The organism is Micromonospora echinospora, from assembly GCF_900091495.1.
Taxonomy (GTDB): Bacteria; Actinomycetota; Actinomycetes; order Mycobacteriales; family Micromonosporaceae; genus Micromonospora; species Micromonospora echinospora.
In genome coordinates, this window is record NZ_LT607413.1 from 2,367,925 (window position 1) to 2,386,235 (window position 18,311).

At 66.9% G+C, this 18,311-nt stretch carries 11 protein-coding genes and 2 pseudogenes; 9 read left to right on the forward strand and 4 right to left on the reverse strand.

The features are described from left to right. Window positions 1-15: 15 nt before the first annotated feature. Both GA0070618_RS10860 and GA0070618_RS35485 read left to right on the forward strand, forming a co-directional pair. Window positions 16-396, forward strand: a pseudogene (locus GA0070618_RS10860) (transposase); the annotation flags it as partial. A 35-nt stretch (window positions 397-431) separates the two neighbouring features. Then, entirely contained in the window at window positions 432-626 is a 195-nt protein-coding gene (locus tag GA0070618_RS35485; RefSeq protein WP_088981527.1) for a hypothetical protein, read from the forward strand. A gap of 24 nt (window positions 627-650) precedes the next feature. On the opposite strand, the gene GA0070618_RS10870 is transcribed toward GA0070618_RS35485, so the two are convergent. Next, window positions 651-1,589, reverse strand: a complete 939-nt coding sequence (locus GA0070618_RS10870) for a hypothetical protein (protein WP_088981528.1) — start codon at window positions 1,587-1,589, stop codon at window positions 651-653. 430 nt (window positions 1,590-2,019) lie between these two features. Between GA0070618_RS10870 and GA0070618_RS10875 the strand changes: the two genes are divergently transcribed. Continuing rightward, on the forward strand, window positions 2,020-3,033 hold the full coding sequence (locus tag GA0070618_RS10875) for a hypothetical protein (RefSeq protein ID WP_094978037.1): 1,014 nt from the start codon (window positions 2,020-2,022) through the stop codon (window positions 3,031-3,033). Here GA0070618_RS10875 and GA0070618_RS10880 read toward each other — a convergent pair. Continuing rightward, window positions 3,030-4,121, reverse strand: a complete 1,092-nt coding sequence (locus GA0070618_RS10880) for a hypothetical protein (RefSeq protein ID WP_157748933.1) — start codon at window positions 4,119-4,121, stop codon at window positions 3,030-3,032. The two genes, GA0070618_RS10875 and GA0070618_RS10880, sit on opposite strands and share 4 nt — an antisense overlap. A gap of 14 nt (window positions 4,122-4,135) precedes the next feature. Further along, window positions 4,136-5,275, reverse strand: coding sequence for a hypothetical protein (locus tag GA0070618_RS10885; RefSeq protein WP_088981531.1), 1,140 nt, complete (start codon window positions 5,273-5,275; stop codon window positions 4,136-4,138). A gap of 308 nt (window positions 5,276-5,583) precedes the next feature. Here GA0070618_RS10885 and GA0070618_RS33415 point away from each other — a divergent pair, with 308 nt between their 5' ends. The 4 genes from GA0070618_RS33415 (at window position 5,584) to GA0070618_RS10900 (ending at window position 14,447) form a co-directional block, all read left to right on the forward strand. After that, window positions 5,584-6,747 carry a hypothetical protein gene (locus tag GA0070618_RS33415; protein WP_143740538.1) on the forward strand — a complete coding sequence of 388 codons (1,164 nt, stop codon included), beginning with the start codon at window positions 5,584-5,586 and terminating at the stop codon, window positions 6,745-6,747. A 710-nt stretch (window positions 6,748-7,457) separates the two neighbouring features. Continuing rightward, the gene (locus GA0070618_RS10890) at window positions 7,458-7,721 is read left to right on the forward strand and encodes a hypothetical protein (protein ID WP_143740536.1); all 264 of its coding nucleotides are present in this window, start codon (window positions 7,458-7,460) and stop codon (window positions 7,719-7,721) included. Window positions 7,722-8,102: 381 nt separating this feature from the next. Continuing rightward, entirely contained in the window at window positions 8,103-13,364 is a 5,262-nt protein-coding gene (locus GA0070618_RS10895; RefSeq protein WP_088981533.1) for an ATP-binding protein, read from the forward strand. A 543-nt stretch (window positions 13,365-13,907) separates the two neighbouring features. Then, a complete protein-coding gene (locus GA0070618_RS10900) occupies window positions 13,908-14,447 on the forward strand; it encodes a hypothetical protein (protein WP_088981534.1) in 540 nt (179 codons plus the stop codon). Window positions 14,448-14,455: 8 nt separating this feature from the next. Here GA0070618_RS10900 and GA0070618_RS10905 read toward each other — a convergent pair whose 3' ends face one another. Continuing rightward, window positions 14,456-15,388, reverse strand: a complete 933-nt coding sequence (locus GA0070618_RS10905; protein ID WP_197701742.1) for an NYN domain-containing protein — start codon at window positions 15,386-15,388, stop codon at window positions 14,456-14,458. 436 nt (window positions 15,389-15,824) lie between these two features. Between GA0070618_RS10905 and GA0070618_RS10910 the strand changes: the two genes are divergently transcribed. Together GA0070618_RS10910 and GA0070618_RS35490 are read left to right on the forward strand one after the other, a co-directional pair. Beyond that, window positions 15,825-16,418, forward strand: a complete 594-nt coding sequence (locus GA0070618_RS10910) for a hypothetical protein (protein ID WP_143740534.1) — start codon at window positions 15,825-15,827, stop codon at window positions 16,416-16,418. An 850-nt stretch (window positions 16,419-17,268) separates the two neighbouring features. Further along, window positions 17,269-17,958, forward strand: a pseudogene (locus tag GA0070618_RS35490) (helix-turn-helix domain-containing protein); the annotation flags it as partial. Between the last annotated feature and the right edge of the window lie 353 nt (window positions 17,959-18,311).

The window sequence follows — 18,311 nt, forward strand, 5'->3', positions numbered from 1 at the left end:
CGGCTTCATGGTCGGATCGGTCCGTGTTTAAGCAGGTCAGAGCCTCGTCGACGGTTGCGGCACTACCTACGTGGGCTGGTCTCCGGTCTGGACCGGAAGAACGGGTGGCCCCTGGCGGAGCAGGCCGGTGACGTGCCGCCGGACGGGTTGCAGCGGTTGTTGCGGTGGGCGGACTGGGACGTTGACGCCGTCCTCGATGACGTGCGGGACTACGTGGTCGAGCACCTCGGCGACCCGCACGGTGTGCTGATCGTGGATGGCATCGGGTTCCTGAAGAAGGGTGTGCGGTCGGCCGGGGTCGCCCGGCACTGCTCGGGCACCCCCGGCAGGATCGAGAACTGCCAGGTGGGAGTGTTCCTGGCCTATGGTGCGAGGAGGACGGTGGTTGATGGGGAAGCTGGGGGGACGATCCTTTCGACAACGACCAGGCGATGGACCTCCTCGGTGAGCTGGCGGAGATGGAGACGCTTGATCGAACAAGCCCCCGGCCCTTGCTGCTCCGGGTGCCTCAGATGTTCGATACCCGGACGAGCGCAAACACGATTGTTGAGCAGGGTGCCGTCACGACTGGGGCACTGGAAGCCAAGTCCGGCGGCTGCAGCGATTGCTTGTCTCGCTCCCGATAGTGATCGGGAGGCGACCGCCAAGGTTCAGTAACCCCAGCGGCGCCGGACGCGGATCTCGCGTACCGGAATTTCGGAGGGGTGTAGCGGTCGGTCGACGAAGGGGCGGATGGTGGCCGGTGTGATGCGCTCCCGGTCGTGTTCCTCCGCGTACACAGCGGCGATGGTCGTGTCGCCGGCCTGTTCCAGTACCTTGATCAAACGGGTGACGAGGACGTTCAACCGCTGGGTCTCGGCCTCGGCCGCGAGGAGACGTTCGTGGGTTGTCACGGCCCGGTGTCCGCACCACTGGCGCAAAAGTTCGTGGCGAGGCCGGTCGAACCGCCTGTATACGTGGTACTCCCACTCCGGTGTTGTCGGCTCCCGCCCCCGAGCGCTCAGGCTGGACCGTTCATCTCCGTGCTTGCATTTGTGACGAGACTTGGCCTCCTCCTCGATGACGTGGTCGAGCACGGCTGTGGGGTTGGCCCGGCAGGCGGCCTCGGCGATAAGGAGCGTGCCGGCGGGAGAGATCATGGTGTCGCCGTCGAGGTCGAACCACTCCGCGCTGGCGAGGACTTCTTCTGCTGGGACGCGGATCAGGCTGCTCAGCTGGCCCATGTCGCTGACTCGGGTGGCGCATTCGACGGGAGACCACTCGATCTCCGCGATCTCTTCGGCGATCAGCAGCTGGAAGACTTCCTCAACGCAGGCCTGCTCAGTGTTGTCGAGTTCAAGATCGTTGAGCCGCTGCCAGTTCGACATCGTCGCGTCGAACTGCGCTACCTCAGCCCACGGAACGCGCAGCCGCGATCCCGGCACGTTCTCGGTCCGCCCGTCAGGGTCGTCAAGGAACCTGACCTCGACACGGGCACTCGTCTTCTTCGGCGTGACCGCCATGACTTGGACACGCTCTGAGTGGGCGTCATCGCGCGCCCGGTATGCCCACTCGTCGCCGACAACGAAACGGGAGGGATCAATTCTCATCGCGGCCGCCGGTGGCCATCGGTGGTTGCCGCCAACGTCCACGTGCGCGGTGACGAGCAGTGTGCCGCAGTGCTCATTGCGCCTACCATACGGAAGCTGTACCCGGAGGCGTCACGGCAGAGCGAAGTGCGGTCTGGTCAGGCGACGAGGTTGGGGGTGTACCAGCGCGATCCAGCGTCGGAGACCGGATAGTCCGACGACGCCGAGCGTCAGACGGCCAGCGGGCCGGTGCTGACATTTGCAGCAGCCCGCCTCGCGTCTGGCACGGCACGAAGTACCTCATTCTTCGGATCGTTACCGTCACCGGACGGGCTTCGTCGCACAAACTCGCACTCGAAGACGGCGCGGGTGGTTTCCCGGGCGGAACCAGCGGCGGGTATAACCGCCGTGTCGTCGCACCTCATTGAAGGAGGGGTGCGAGCATGGCGTGATGGACGCCCTGCCCGGCTCCACGACGCCGCCCGCTTCCGTACAGGATTTACTGGACCTGCTGGAGAAGGCGGGCGGGTCCCTGCAGGTCCTCGATCCGCCCGAGCAAGTGCGGGCGGCGTGGCGTCGACTCATCCACACGGTGCGCTCCGGTGGGCATGTGCCGAAAGGCTGGCATCTGGTCCACCGCGGGCGCAACGCCGGCGACCTGGTCATCGAGTTGCGGCGGGGCCGTCACCCGAGCAAGCGGTACCAGCCGAGTAGCCGCTCATCGGTTCCGGTCCCCGAACTGCTGGTGGATCCACATCCGGTCGTCAACCAGCTGCGTGACCAGCCGAACCGCTTGCCGGCCTCTGACGAGAACCGGTCCCGCACACTGCTTCTCCTACAAGCGCTGTGCGATGAGGCGGGCTCACGCGGGTGGGGCATCCGCTCCGGCACGGACGCGCTGCTGAGCATGGTCGTCGATGAACAGCCGATCGAGATACGGATGCGGGAGGAGAGCGGAGCCCGCTGGGCACTGCGTCTCGTGCTGACCGTCACCGACCCGGATGGTGGGGTCGCCGAGTGGAAGGACTACGCCCGCAAGCGCCTCGAGGACGAACTGCGCTCGATCCTTGAGGACCTACGCCGGCGAGGCCGACGACTGCACGACCGCCAGGAGGCCGCAGCGCAGGCGGAGCAGCAGCGACTGCGACAGGAACGCGAGCGGGCGGTCACGGCGCACCGCGACCACATTCTGCGGGAGCAGGTGGGTGCGTGGCTGCTGGCCGAGGACGTCCGTGCCTACTGCGGCGACCTCGTCACCGCCGGCATGCCAATCGACGATCCGTGGCTGGCCTGGGCGTACACCTACGCGGACAACCTTGACCCGTTGGCCGACCCGCCCGGCATTCCCGACGACCCCCCGCCGTCAGCCACCGTGCCAGCGCCACGACGGCGGCACGCCCAGAAGACCAGCGACGCGCCGCCGGAGCGGCCGTGGCATCCCAACCGCCGCTGGCACCACGGCTAGTACCAGTGCCCCGGCGGCAGGTACGGCCGTAGGTCGTCGCGCTCGGGCTTCGGGGTCTTCGGCATACCCTCCCGGTTGAGCCGGGAATCCACCTGGTCGGCATGCCGCAGGATCCAGTCTGCCCAGGCCCGTACCTTGTCTGCGCGGTCCGGTTGCAGGTCATCGACGACGGCCAGCAGCGCTGCGGCGTAGGCGCGGGCGTCGTCGGCGAACTGCCGCTCGCCGATACGCGCCTGGATGGTCCTGCGCCGGTGGTCCTCGGCGAACTGGCGCCGGGCCTCGGTCTCGCGCCGCTCGCGCTCGCGCATGCGCTGCAGCTCGCGGCGTCTGTCGGCCTCGCGACGCTCGATCAGCAGGTCTGCCCACCGCTCGATGTGGGTGAACACCTCGCCGAGCTGCTCGTGCAGGGGGTGGTCGGGGGTGTCGGTCCAGGTGTCGTAGCCGCGGCGCCGTGTCGGATGCACTTCCCTGATCGTCAGCTGCAGCGGCTGGCCCCGCTCACCGTCGAGTCGGATCGGGAACTCGTCATGGTCGATGCGCAGGATGAGTTGGCCGCTGTCGTAGTGGTCTCGCCGGTTGTGCCGGAACAGCGTCTCGTAGCCCCGGAATTCGGCCTCGGTGAGGATGGCCTGCCAGATCTGGCGTATCCGCTGCACCGGCCGACGCTTGTTCGGCATCAGGTACGGGCGGTGCTGGTAGATCATCCGCTCCGGATAGTTCAGCGCCTCGATCAGGTCCTCGACGATTCGGTGCGGGCGGCGCGCCGTCGAGGGAACCGGCACGATCCGGCCGAGGAACTCCTGCGTGCGGGGCCGAGGATGCGGCGGAGGAACCCACTGCCGGGTTGGCGTCTCCGGCGGCGCCAGCGCCGGCGACTCGACGCCCTGGCGGTCCACCTCGACCAGCAGCAAGGACATGCCACCCGGCGACGACCAGGTACGTAGTCGTTGCGGACCGGCTCGTAGCAGCCGCAGCTTGGCGACCTTCGCCGCGCGTCGCCACCCGGCAAGGGACGCCTCGTCCAGGCCCTCCAGCTTCAGCCGCCCGCCCGCTGCCCTCACCCGGTCGAGGACCAGCTCCGGTGTCATCTCCACCACTGGTCCTAGCGATCCTTCTCGGTGTCGGGGGTGGTGTTTCTGCTGGGCCAGATCTCCCAGCGGTTGCGGTTGCCGCGGCGAACCTCGGCCCCCGGATGCTCGGCGCGTATGCGACTGAGTTCCTCGATCACCTCATCGATTGACTTGCCGGAGGAGATGACCGCCAGAGGCTGCGGGTTCGGCGCGGCCACAGCCTCAGGACGCTTCTGGTGCGACATGAGCATCTCGCGTGCGCGGCCCAGCCGCGCAGCCCAGCGTGGCCACGCTGGGCACGGACCACCCACAGGGAAATCGAATTCCCCGAAGGACCAGCCATGCCCAGTGGCGGGTGAGAAGCAGTCGGGACACATGTCCTTTGCCGCGAGCGGTGACATCGCCCGTAGCGCGTCGAACTTCCGCCTGACCCGATCTGCCTCGGCGCGCCGCTCGCGCCGCTGTGTCTGATCCGCCGATTCCGCCTCGGCGGTGAGTCGGTTTACCTCTGCCCTGAGCCGCTGCACCTCGTCGCAGCGCCAGTAGATGAAGTTCGTCAGCGCCAGCTCCCGCCGCTGAGAGGGCAGCCAGCCGTTGACGTCAACGACCGTCTCGGGGGCGCCCACTTCGCGCTGCAGGGCAATGATGTTCGCCTCGGTCTCGGCGACCTCCGCGTCCAGCTTCGCGATCTCAGCCGCTCGACGCTGCTCCTCCATAGCGGGGAAGCGTGTCCCGTCCTGTAGCCCGGTCAGCTCGGCAATTCGGCCCGTGAGGATCGACTGCTGCTCCAGCAGCGCCAGTCGCGCGTGATGACGACCCTCGTCGTATCCAGCCGCTCGGGCCTGCCGCTGTCGTTCCCGATCAGCCTGCTCTTCCTCGAACTCCGCTTTCCAGGAGGCGAGCCACTCCTCAACCTCCTGAGGGGCCGTCTGCCGGAAGCCTGGCTCCGCGCGAGTCCACTGCCCCATCACCGCCATCGCCGCTTCCAGGTCCGCAGCGCGCTCGGTCTCCACCCACCGGTTCCACCTGGCCTCGCGGTGCACCTCGATGAACAGAGACCTCGCGGCCTCGAACTCGGCTGCGGTCGCCCCGGGACAGGGCTTCCACAGCAGCCCGTCGATCTCGACAACGACAGGCTCATCAGGCTGCGCGATGGGGCCGGCGATCAACATGGGCTGCCTCCTAGAGGTGCGCGAGTATCGCGGATGCGGCACTTCACGCAACGAGCCTGCCGTCCACCAGCGACGGTCCACCGGTCCGGCCGGCGCATCAAGGCCCGAGGTGCTATGCCGGTCACCGAACGGATGATCGGATTTTGGCCATGCGTCCCAACCGTCACGCCTCGTCGGGGAGGTGGCGTCAGACGCGGCGCGGCAGGATGAACCAACACGGAGATCAGGGCTTCTTTCAAGATCAACCAAGCCTTCGACTAGTGACCCTGCGGTGACCGCGGTGGCCTCGGTGCGGGATGCTTCTATCGATGGCTGACGGTGAGAAGCGACAAGCGGGGCGGCGTCGCCGCGCGATCAAACCGGTCGACCTTGCGGCAGGTCCGGCCCGACAGCTGAGGGACTTTTTCTTCGATCTCTATCTCCAGGCTGGGACCCCGACGTTGGACGAGATCGCCGCCGCCATCGCCAACGAGGGCGACCTGCCGGGGGCGCCGAGGCGAGACAGGCTCCATCGGATCATCAGCGGCCGAGAGTTACCCGCTACCCAAGACGACGCGATTTCACTCACGGTCGCGCTGGCCCGCTGGGTGCCGGCCGTTGACGAGGAGCGCGTAGGCGCGAAGGCGCAACGACTGTGGCTGGCTGCGAGGAGGCCTCCGGTCTCGACTCCCTTGTTACGTCTGCCTGCGGGGGAGAGCGGCCCGACCACTCCTGAAGTGCAAACTGGAGTCGTCTCTGGTGGTAGCGATCTCCAAGACAGCTCTCGCAGCCATGGTGATCTTCCTGCGCGGCATGGGTTCTTCGATGCGGCTTGGCTCGGTTACGTGGTCGCGGTGCTTTCTATCGTATTCGGCGCATCTCAAGTGGCTCCTGATGGCTGGCGTCGCGTCATGACGGCAGGTTTACTGCTGGTCGCCGCAATCACCGGTGCCGTTGCGTTTCACCTTAGGCGGGCCCGCGTCGCTCTTGCCGCCGTTGCGGCCGTCGCACTTGCGCTGGCCCTTCCTGCGGCACTGCTACCTTCATCGAAGGAAGCTGTACGCGCAGGAGATGGCCTTATCGTTGACCGGCCAAATGGGACACCTTCCCCAAGCGCCTCGCTCACCTTGTCATCGCCCTCTGGCGCGACTGACTCCCCGTCAATGACCGCATCGCGCACACCAGCCGCACCTAAAGAGCAAACGGTTACGGTAACCGTTGTCATCGGAGTGGCGAGCGAGCTCTACGATAGATCTATCGCAATAGGGCTGTCTTCGGCCTATTCGGACCGTGCAATAATGAACGTATTTGCTGGACCAGCCTTCTGTGATCCTCTTTTTATTGATGTGGGCCAGACTGTGCAATTCGTTAACTCTGGGTCCGGGCAGGTCTTTGAACTGACTTTGATGGCCACGAAGGCCGACGAGTCCGTTCGACTTCGAGTTAAGCAACGGAACATAGTTGAAGGAGAGTATGGGTCGCCCTGCCTCTAACGACTCGTGCACGGTTTCGGCAATGGATCCGCCTCATCTCATGGATTGCGGGGTTGCGGCGGGTAGCTTCCTGTGCCGTCGGATGGTGTTCTTGGTTTCGAACAGAGGGCCGGCGATGGTGCGGAACGCATGTCCACGCAGCTCATCGGGGGGTACTTCTTCGTTGCTGCCACGAATGACTTGCTTCAGCTCCGTCGGAGCATGGCCGAAAGCCTTCGATCTACCCCAGGAACCTCAGGGCATCCGGCGGCTGGCTCTATGTCAGACCCTGCTGGTTCACTGGCCACACATACCTGATGAAAGAGGCATGGAGTGGCCAGTCAGCCGGACGAACCGTGGCGGCACCATCCGAGCCTGCTGCGGGTGGCCGCGTGGATTCCTGACGCTGATGAGAATCTGCAGCGGTGGGAGGAACTCGAGCAGGTTGCTGTCGAGTGAATTGAGGAGCAGGCTGCCCTCGATGGGGTCACGCCAGTGGTGTTCTACAACGCGGCTAAGGCGCACGGGGCCCTGGCCCGGTCCACCGGCTGGCCACCCGCTACCGGTTCAGCTGCCCGCTCGACCGGAACCGGCCACGCGGCGCCGGGCTGGCGTTCCACCCGGACGCCCGGTCGTTGCGCCAGGCGGCTGATCTGGCGCGCGGATCGGCGCTCGTGGTTCTGGAGAGTGCGATGACCCCGCTGGCCGGTTGGGCTGCCGGGATTCGGGCGGTGGACTTGTCTGGAGTGTATCCGCAGGTGCCGGCGCTGAATCCCGAGGCACAGAAGGCCCTCGACCGGGCCCTGTTGTTCGGCGGCCACAACAACTGGACCGGAAGGCACGAGCGTGACCACGCCCGCAACGCTCTGGACGCGGTGGTGCGTGGTGGGGTGCTCGACGTCGACACTGTTGTGGGGTACGCCTTGGCGCACGCCGGAGTCACGGAGGCGGGCGCGAAGAACCTCCGCAGCAGCCTGGAACGCAAGAGACGGTAGTGCCCGGTCCGCGGCGCCTGGCGACATCGGAGGCCCGGTCGGCTGGCTGGATGCCGTCCGACCGGCTTTGGGCCAACTTTCGAGGACGGAGGCGTAGAAGTGTTTCCGTCCAGCGCCGCGGCGCGGCCAGTGGTGGTTCGCCGTTCCGTTGACGGCGCCACTGCCGCAAGATCATTGGGGTCCCTTGCAGCGCTTGCCAGGAAGACGGGGCCAGGGCGCCGCCCGAAGTGTGGGCGTCGCATTCCTGAGGATCACGTTTGAGTGGCCCTCGGTCCATCTCGGGAGATAGAGAAGCAAATGGTGGGTAACGAGCCGGCTTCACGTGCGGAGGCTGATGCTCTGCTGCGTGATGGAGCCGAGCGCCTTGTCCGCGCTCAGCTGATGACCAGGGAGGACCAGGACTTCGCGCTCAGCCAGAAAAGCATGATCGGCCAGACCATGCGGGAGTATGGCGGCCGCTTCCTGTTCGAGCTGATTCAAAACGGGTATGACGCGCAGCCGGCGGACAGCGGCAGCGGGCGCATCGCGGTGGTCTTGGCGCGTGGCGAGGGTGCACACGGCACGCTCTACGTCGCCAACACGGGGCGCGGGTTCACTGCCAGCAACGCCCGGCGGATCCGCTCACTGGGACTGAGTGACAAGCCGATCGGCGAGGGCATCGGCAACAAGGGTGTCGGCTTCAAGAGCGTGCTGCAGATATGCACAGATCCGGAGGTCTACAGCACGCTGGACAACGGAGATCCGGGGTTTTGCTTCCGGTTTGCTACCGAGGACGACGTGCCAGGGCTGGTCGGCGCTGACCCGGTGCTCACTCGGCAGATCATCGACGAGGTTTCGCTCTACAGCATCACGTTGCCGGCCGAGGGAACGCCCGCTCGGGTGGTCGCGCTGTGGGCCGACGGCTATGCCACCGTGGTGCGGCTGCCGCTCGACGAGGGCGCCGTCGATGCGGTGGCCGAGCGCCTCGACGAGCTCGAAGCGTCAGAGGTGCCGCTCATGCTGTTTCTGAAGCGGCTGGAACGGGTCACTGTCCGGAGAGAGGACGGTTCCGCCCGCGAAGAGCGGGTGCTGACCCGGGTACGCGGCAGCGTGCCGGTGGTGGCCGGTGACTTTACCTGCGACCTTGTGACGTTGGACGAGGACGGCACATATCTGGTGCTGTCTCGGCAGGTCGATCCGGCCGCCTACCGGCGTGCGGTGCAGGAGGCAATCGGCCGGCGCCAGCTCGACCCCAGGTATGCCGAGTCGACGGCGGCGGTCGAAGTCTCGGTCGCCGTGCCGTACGGGACCACGGACGCGCACGTCGGCCGGTGTTACACCTTCCTGCCGATGGGCCGTAAGGCGCCGTCGCCGTTCGCGGGGCACCTCAACGCGCCGTTTTTCACCGACCTGTCCCGCACGGACATCGACGAGACGAACGCGCTGAACGGGCTGCTGCTCACCTCTGCGGCGGAACTATGCCTCGACGCGGCCGAGGCGCTCACTAGTTGGCCGGACAACGCCGCCTCCACCGCTGTACTCGATCTTTTGTGCTGGGACGACGACCGTTTGGGGCTGCTCACCTCTAGCGCCGAGGAGCAGGGCCGACCGTTGGGCGAGCGTCCGTTGTTGCCCGCACAGGCGCCCGGCCGTTGGCTTACACCAGCGGCAGCATGGCGCTGGCCCGTGCCCGACGCAGGCATGCTGACCGCAGCGTTCGCGACAGCCGCCAGCGGCGCCGAGTTCCTGCGGGAATTGCCGATGCGCCGGCAGGCGCGGCTGAGGTGCCTGCTGTCGCGGCTCGGCCTTGACGTGACGCCGGAGCCGGAGCGTCTGGCCGGCTGGGTTGAGCAGATGATGGCGGTGATGCAGCGCGAGCGCCGCCCGTTCAGCGACTGGGACCGGGCCTACGCGGACATTGCGCGACTCTTCGAGAAGGCGCCCGAGGCGTTGCGGGCGCGGCGCATTCTGCTGACCGACTTGGACGAGCTCGCGCCGTGCGCCGGCCGCCGGACCGGCGAGACGCCCGCGAGCCGGGAGGCCGCGCCGTTCTTCCCGCCGACGACCCAGCGGATCGCCGACGAGGACGACGTCGACCCCGGCGCCGACCTGTCGCTGCCGGCAAGCCTGTCCAACCGGCTGTTCTATCTGCATGGCGAGCTGACCTGGCACGTCAACCGGCAACAGACCCCGGCGCGTAAGTTCCTGCAGGAGAACCGGCTCGTGCGCGGTTTCGAGACGCGGGGCATCCTCGAACACATCCGTGGCGTGCTCGCGGACAGTCGGGCGCAGCGGGTCGCCCGGGACGCGCTGACGTTTGTCTTCAACCTGAGCCGCAGTGGTGCCCGTATCAAGACCGACCTGGCCGCCTTGGGCCTGCGACTGCCGACTGCGAACGGCGCTTGGATGGTCGCCGAGGAATGTTTGTTCTCGTCCGACTGGCCGGGTACCAACGGCAAGGAGCTGTCCGCGATCGCGGCCACTCCGGAGGACCGGTCGGCTGAGCTGTACTCGCTCGCGGGCCGGTTGCTGGCATCCCCGGCGCAGGTTATGCGAGCCGGCGACCGCGTCACCGACTGGGTGGTTTTTCTGCGGCGCATCGGCGTACGCGAGGTGTTGCCGCTCGCATCGGTACGCGACAGCCGCGAGATCAACGGCCGTGGGCTGACCCGTGATCGGCTCGCGGCCGTGCGCGGGCTGCCCGATCCGGTCCGCGATCAGTGGGCGAAGGCCCTGCCGACGACCTCCGCTGCCTGGTATCCGTCCACCCCATACGTGGTAAAAAGCCCGCTCTGGTGGATGCCGGGACAGGCCGACTGGGAGCGGCTGACCGACCGGGTGCGCCAGCACCTGGCACGACAGATTTTGCGCGGACTCAAGGGTGCCTGGCCGGCCGACGCCTTGGCGACCGTCTGGGAACGCGACCGGCCCGGCGACAAGAACCCGCAACGGCGATGCACGCCGCTCGGCGCGTTCCTGCGTACGGTGGCTTGGATGCCGACGCAACGACCCGGCCAGAGCGGCGGAGCTTTCGCGAGGCCGGCCGAGTGCTGGACGTTTCCGGTTCGCAGTGACGACGTCCCGCCGCGGTTCGCGACGCTGCTCGCCAAGCCGATGCGTGATCTGCTCGACGACGACACGATGGCGCTGCGGCGGCTGACCGAGCTGGGCCTTGGCGTGTGGGGCCGGGACGCCGATGCCCCGCGCCTGGTGCGCCACCTGGGCGTGCTCTTCCACACCGGTGCGATTGCCGAGATGCACGCGGCACAGTTCAACAACACGTACCGGGCGGCGTGGGCGGCCTGTGCCGGCCGTGGCGCCGAGGCGGAGCCGTTTCCGCCGGACACCCGGGGTTATCTCGTTGTCGATATCGGTGGCTCGTCGACAGCCCTGCCGCTCGAGCCGGCCGGTGGTGAACAGGAACCGCCCGAAGTGGTAGTCGCGTCGCGGGACGACGAGCAGAGCCTGCTCCGGCTGATGGCCGACTTCGGGTGGCGGGTCCTCGAGGTAGACGCGCATCCCGAGACGGTGACTGCCATCTTGCGCCGCCGCCTCAGTGACCGGGTCTCACGTGCCAGCAGCGTCACGCCGGTCGTGCTGCTGGACGGCCACGAGTTCGGCCCGCCGGCCGTCGCCAGCGCCCGACCGATTGTCGGCATCCTGCCGTGGCTGCCGCTGTTCGTGGCGACGCTGCTCGAACACCAGCGCAGCCACTTCACCCGCCTCGGTCAGCGGGCGTTCGACGACACGCTCGACGCGTTGCGGCGGGTGCGGGTCGCCTTCGCTGGCACCGTCGAGGTGCGCCTCGGTGCGGAAACCCGGCGGCTCCCGGACCGGCTGCACGGGGTGCTGCCGATGCCGGACGCCGCGCATCCGACCCTGATCGTCGAGGGTGCGGAGCCGGATCTGGACTGGGACATGCTGGAGGCGATGGCGGAGCCGCTGGCATACCTCATCGGCCGGCGGGACTACGGCCGCACATTCCGGTGGGCCGCGGAGCGGACGCGGCGGGGCGGCGTCCCCGTCGCCCAGCTCGCCGACGACGACGTGGCCGAGATATGCGACGTCACGGCCGAGAACGTCCGGACGATGTCGCGGCGAATCCAGTCCCTCCTGCGACCCGTACTACACCGGCTCTATCCAGTAGTCGCGCATTTCCTGGACGCCGAGGCGGCCGCGCCGTTCGACCCCGACTCGCCGTCGTCGGTGGAAAGCGAGCAGGAGGCCCGAGACCGGCTTACTGCGCTGGGGGACCGACTCGACCACGAGCCGGACAAGCTGTTCGCCGCCGCGCTCGACGCTCCGACGCTCACGGCGCTCCAGCAACAGCTGAAGATCCCGGTACGCGAACTCAACGCCACCCTGTCCGGCATGGGCGGGCGCTATCCGCTCATCGACTACGGCGCGCAACACGCCGAGGACTTCGCCGACCACATACGTCGCCAGCGCGACTCCCTGCTCGACCGGCTGCGTTGGCATCGGTGGGACCGCTTCGCGGCCGGCGACCCCCAGCCGGACTGGCCGCAGCTCCGGCGTGTTGAGTTGCTCGCCCCGAACCCGGAGTGGGGCACAACCATCGACGTGCTCTCGACCGATCTCATGGCGGCGCGCGTCGAGGAGGAACTCGCGGCGCGGCTGGGCGAACAGCCGCCAACTAGCGGCCCGCCCCTGTCGCGCCGAAGCGACTGCGCCAAGGCCAACGCCGAGCTGGTCGACACCGCCGCCGGCAGCCTAGCCAAGCTCGTGCGCGCCTGGCTCGAACGGCACAGCCGGCCTGTGCCTACGCCGTGGACTGACGAGGCGTCGGCAGGACCAGCGCTGCGCGCAACGCTCGACTCGGCCGGCGCGCTCGACTTCGCTATCCTGGCGCTTCCGGACGTACTGCGCTGGCTGCAAACGCTCGGCGTCTGGCCGACGGGCATGCCCGTGACCGACGATGTTGACGCGCTCGGTCTGACTCCCGATGACCTCGACCGTCAGAAAGCCGAGGAGCGGCAGCAACGCGCCGAACGGGCACTGCAGCGGCGGACGGTGAACATCGACGACAAGCCGTTCGACCTGGAAGACGGCTTCGCCTCGCTACGCGTGGCTCTCGACAGTTCGCTGAACCGAACACCCGCGTTCCTGGCCACTCCACGCAGGTTCACCGGCCTCAAGGAAACCGACGCCCGGTCCGGCTCCGGCCTCGGCAGCCGGATCGCCGGTGGCGGCCTTGGTGGCGGTGGGTTCGCTTCCGAGTTGTCAAGCCTGCAAAAGCTGGGGGTGGGTTTCGCTGGCGAGTGGTTCGCGTATCGGTGGCTGGAGCGGCAGTACGGCACCGACTTCAGCCCGGAGTGCTGGGTGTCGGGGTACCGCGAGCGAGTCTTCCCTGGCAAGGGTGACGACACCTTGGGCTGGGACTTTGAGATCCCCGGCCGGCGTGGCACCTGGTACTACGAGGTCAAGACCACCCTCGGGGATGGCGGGCGAATCGAGCTGGGCGAGACCCAGGTCATCGCGGCGCAGGAGAACGCCCGGAATCGGCGGTGGCGGCTTCTCGTGGTCACCAACGTCATGAATGAGAACCGCCAAATCCGTATGCTGCCGAACCCGTTCGATCCGGCAAGCCGCAGGCGGTACCGCTTCGTCGGACAGGGTCTACGTCTGGGGTACCGCTGGGCGTGACCAGCGGCTACGGATCAGAAGGTTAGGGGTTCGAGTCTTCGGTCGCGCAAGATCACGATGGGCCTGACCTGCGCGCGTGGGCGCGCCAGGTCGGCCTGCTGCGCGGCCAGTGCAACCACGGCATCGAAAGCGCACTGGCAGAGCTACGCAACTCCGTCGCTCACCCCAGTGGCTACCAGCTACGGTCCCGTGGAGGCGACTCAGACCCTGCATGACTACGTTGAACAGGGCGGCCACGGGGGGAGCCGCCCTGCCCAACGCTGCCGTCACGGTCGGCCTGGCCATCGACGCAGGACACCCCCAAGGCAGCCCGACAGGCCGGCACCCGTGCGATCCACCAACCCCATCGGTGTTCTCCGGCCCTGGGCGCTCAGCGCCGCGACGAAACAGGTGGCCTCGTCGGCACTCCGCGTGCAGGCGAGCGCCCAGTGGACCACATGGTTCGGGTGCGGCCACCGAGGTCAGAGCATCAGCACCGGTTCGGCATCGCGGAAACCGGTTGAGAGCGTTGCCGGTTGTCGCATCGCTTGATGCCGGAGGGTTGTGCGGCGCCTGGCGTGTTCACTCCGGCGGGAGGATCTTCAGGTCGGCGCTCATGCGAGTGGCGACATCGGCGTCGAGTTGCGGGCCGTGGGCGAAGGTCCAGCCACCGTCGCGGATGTTGGTGATGGTCTGCCGTACCTACCCACCGGCTTCTTTCTCAACGGCTGGGTCCATGTCCTAGAGGACAGCGAGATCGTCTTCCTGCTGATGCTGGCCTGGCTTCGCTACCGGTGGCCGGCGGCGGAGTACCACTTTCTCAAAGGCGAGTGGAGGATCATTCACTTTGGACTCGGCCGGGACACCTACCAGGCCCACCAGATGCTGGAGCGACTCGGACTCGTCAACGTTCAGGAGGATGAGAACCGCGACATCTTCCAGCCAGGGCTCATCCACGGGTACGACAAGAACAAGGCCCCGAAGCTGCACCGCTTCAAGCTGCTCTACGAAGGCTTCGACCAGCCGGCCTTGCCCACGCTTCTGAGCACCATCGACCGACGCCTCGCCACCCGTGCCGGGATGACCACCCCGGCATCCGCATGAGCGGCCAGCTAGGCCTGGCCATACTGCTCCCAAAACCGTGCCCGAAGCTGGTGTCGCACGGCTTCACTTAAATCGACTTCACCGAGGCGGTCAGACAGGTCGGTCAGTAAGGCTTTGTCGATATCGCGTGGAATCGATGGTTTCCCGGCGGTGAGTTCCGCCAGGGCCTCCGGCGTGGCGGAACTGCGGAAAGTCGTCAGGACGTTGGTGACGACCGAGCCGATCTGTTCGGCAAGGTCAGGAGGGTCCTCGTGATTCGTCGTGCCCGGCCTGATGTCGAGGGCCCCGCTGGACGCGAGCGCGGACGACAGGCGGGGTGCTCGTGAGCCTTCCTGCGCGGTGAAGCCCGTCAACAGGGCCTTGGCACGCGGGTGCCCGCCCAGCGACACCGCCATCGGTGACGGCACCGCCAAGGGTGTCTCCACCTTCGTCACGGCATGGTCGATGGCGTCCGGAAATATGATTTTGAGCCCGTCGGCCGCCCGGATCAGATGCCGGCTGATGCCATGGGGCCGGTCCTGCCCGTTGGGGACGGCGAGCAGGATGACCTGTACCCCGTGCACCTGGGCCTCCTCCACGGCCTCGGTCAGATCATCGTCTCCCGAAACGAGGACGAAGACGTCCGCAACTGCGTTGCGTGCGTGCATCACCAGGTCGAGCCCAATGCGCAGGTCGACACCTTTCTGCTGGCCGTCCACGCCGAACCGGCCGAGCCGCAGCTTGACGTTGGGCAGTTCACCGATGAACTGCTGCGAGGCGTCGGGTACACCGTCTGTCGCAGAGTCGTACCAGTGCACGCGCAACATCGGCAGCTCCGACAGCGCCTCGGCCTGCTGGACGAGCGCGTCGATCAGTGACTCGTAGTCGACCTGAATCCCGTTCCGCAGCGACGTCCCCGTCACCCGGACCGCTGCGGCGCTGAGCAGGTAGCCGACGTCCACGTACAGGGAGCATTTAGGCCTCACGATCCACAGGATGCCACCCAGTGCCGCAACTATCGAGGCGGCGGCTCTATCGGTGAACGGTCCCGGCCGCAGGTGCGATCCTACGATCGGCGCCCCAGACGTTCGGGCCCCGTTTGCGCCGTAAGCCTCGCCGCCCCGGCAAGGTGCGGCACAAAACTGATCCACAGACAGGGTTCCTCGTACCCGTCGGCTTGCCCCGGGCATCACTACCAGGCACCGATAAGTGATATCTGAGCTGGATTGCCCTGGTGGCGGGCTGCGGGGTGGGGGTATCCACCCGAGGCCGTCCGAGCCGGATCTCGTTGGAGGGGTCGGTCAGCTTCGGTCGTCGGTCAGTACCCTCGCGGTCGTGGTGAATGTTGCAGCGGTTGAGGATGCGCTGAGTGTTTTGGCGGCGCGGCTGGTTACCCCGGTGGACTTGATCACTATCCACCGCGACAACATGGACGAGGCGAGGCGGAACTCTCGGTACCGGAGCATGAGGTACGGGGCGTTCCTGTTGACGTACGGGCCGTTCGAGATGTTCTTCAACCACGTGATTGGCGCGCACGGAGGTCCCCCGCAGGGCACGCCGGCGACCATGGAACGGATCCGTCAGCGGTTCAGCCAGCACCTCGGCGTCTCCGATGTGACCGGCCGGTGGCGGGCCCGGGTCCGCGCGCAGCCCGAGCCGGGGCGCGGTGGGCGCTGGCTGTGGACCACCATCGAGGCGCAGCGCCTGGACGACTACCTGCGCGATGCCAAGGCGGTCCGGAACCGGCTCGCGCACGGCGACGACCCGCAGACCGCACCGAACGCGTCCGGGACGCTCTATGACCGCAAGGACGGCAAGACGTCCATCACCCTGATGTGGGTCGAGGGCTTCGTGCAGGCGGTACAGGACCTGGCCACGATCACCGCGCTCGAACTCACCGGCGGCGATGCTCTGATCCCGGAGTGGCCGGTCCCACCACGCACTGGGGTGAGCGTAGGTCCTCCTGCACCGCCGTACGGGCTGACGCCATAGCGGCGAAGCCGTGAATGATGAGGACCAGGCTGGGACGTCAAGACAAACCACCAAAATCTGCCTCTACTGGCCGGTCGGTGTCACGGCGGCAGCGCTCGTTCTTCGCGAGGTGGTGCTCCGTGGGTGCTCGGACGTCGAAGTATCGACCCGGACATCTGGGGACCCCTCCGGAATTCGGGCCGCAGGCGGCTCTCGTCAGGGATGACACCGCGCCTCCCGGGGCCTGCACTTGGCTAGGACCTGCCGGTATACAGCCGGACCAGCCCGGATTTGCGGGTAGACAATCGGACGAGCTTTGGTAAAGTGATGTAATTAGAAGTGGGCTCTCCGGGTGGCTGACTACGGATCAGAAGGTTAGGGGTTCGAGTCCCTTCGGGCGCGCAAGATCACAAGGGGTCTGACCTGCGGAAACGCGGGTCGGGCCCCTTCGCTTTTTCGTCCCTTGTGGACCTTTGGGTGCTCGGTGGGTGCTCGTGCGACGAGCATCCCCTGAGTCCAACCCCGTCCGGTCCGACTGCTGCCGAGCAGGGACGTTTGGGCTGCCCTCTGCGGTTTGGCCCGTCGTCCGTATGGTGGGCCGACGATGTATGGGCCCCAGTGGGCATGCCTGTACGGTTCGTGAGGGTGAGGTGGCGCTGGTGTTGGGCTCAACCAGGAGGTGCCATGCGTGTTGCCGCCGCCCCGTCGAGGGCGACCGCCATGATCAAGTTGAAGGGCTGCTCTTGGCCGTCCATCTCGCAGGCGGGCCCCACGCGTGTATTGATCACCCCGAACCGAAGCGGGATGTCTCGGCGGCCACTTGGATCTAGTGATCAACATCAAATCGGACAAGTCGCAGGGACCTAGTGTGGTGTCACCAGATGGGCTTCGCGAGGCGAAGCGCGCGCTCGGCTCGAAGCTTGCGGCCTGGCGGAAGACCCGCGGATTGCGCCAGCAGGACATCGCTGAAGGGATCCCAACCTCCCGCAGCAGCGTGGCCGGCGTAGAGACGGGTGCGCAAGTAGTAGACGAGGATTTTTGGCTGCGGTGTGATGCTCTGCTGGACGCGAATGGCGAGTTGATTGCCGCCTACCGCGCATATCGGATGGTCGAGCACGAGTATCAGACTGAGCGCGAGGAGGCGGCGCGTCGGGCAAGGTGGGGCAGCTCTGCGCCAGTTAGTCGGCATCCCCGAGCGCTTCTGGCGGACCGAACGGCCTCCTTGCCAGGAACCGGAGGCGTTGCACCAGAAGAGACTCTAGCCCGAGATGGACTCGGCGCGCGCTCAAGTCAGAGAACCGTCGCGATTCTAGCGGCGCTCGAACGCCAACGGTCCGAAAGCCTCTATTACTTGCCGCCTGTCGACATCAAGCAAGTATTGTCGGGCTTCTTGTCATCGGCGTCGCGCGCATATCTCATCACTGGCCCACCAGGGTGTGGCAAGACCAGACTTGCCCGTCACCTGGCTGACGAGGCGGCAGGCTTTGATGTTCAGTTGCTGGCGGGAGACCTGTGGGCCGAGGAGAACGCGGATCTAGCCCGAGAGATCTTACGCTACGCCTCTTCAATTGCTGGGCCCGATCCTCTCTTGGCGCTTGAGAGGGAAAGCAAGGATCTTACCCGGCCACTTCTTGTGGTGATCGACAACCCTAGAACGAGAATGGCTATAGACCGGGTATGTCGACAGCTCGACAGGGTCCTCCGACAAGTTCTATCCGAGCGGCTGAGGTTTGTACTCATCCTCCGTACGCCGCCCGAGATCGAACTTGCTCCTTACCCGGTACTTGCTGCCTCGGTGGCTTCCGGGCAATCACAGAACGTCGGCAGTTCTCTGCAGCTCGGGCTCTGGGACACGAGCACGGCGCGGCGAGTCTGGGATCGAAGCCGCAGTACGGGGCAACCGGCGTTCGACGT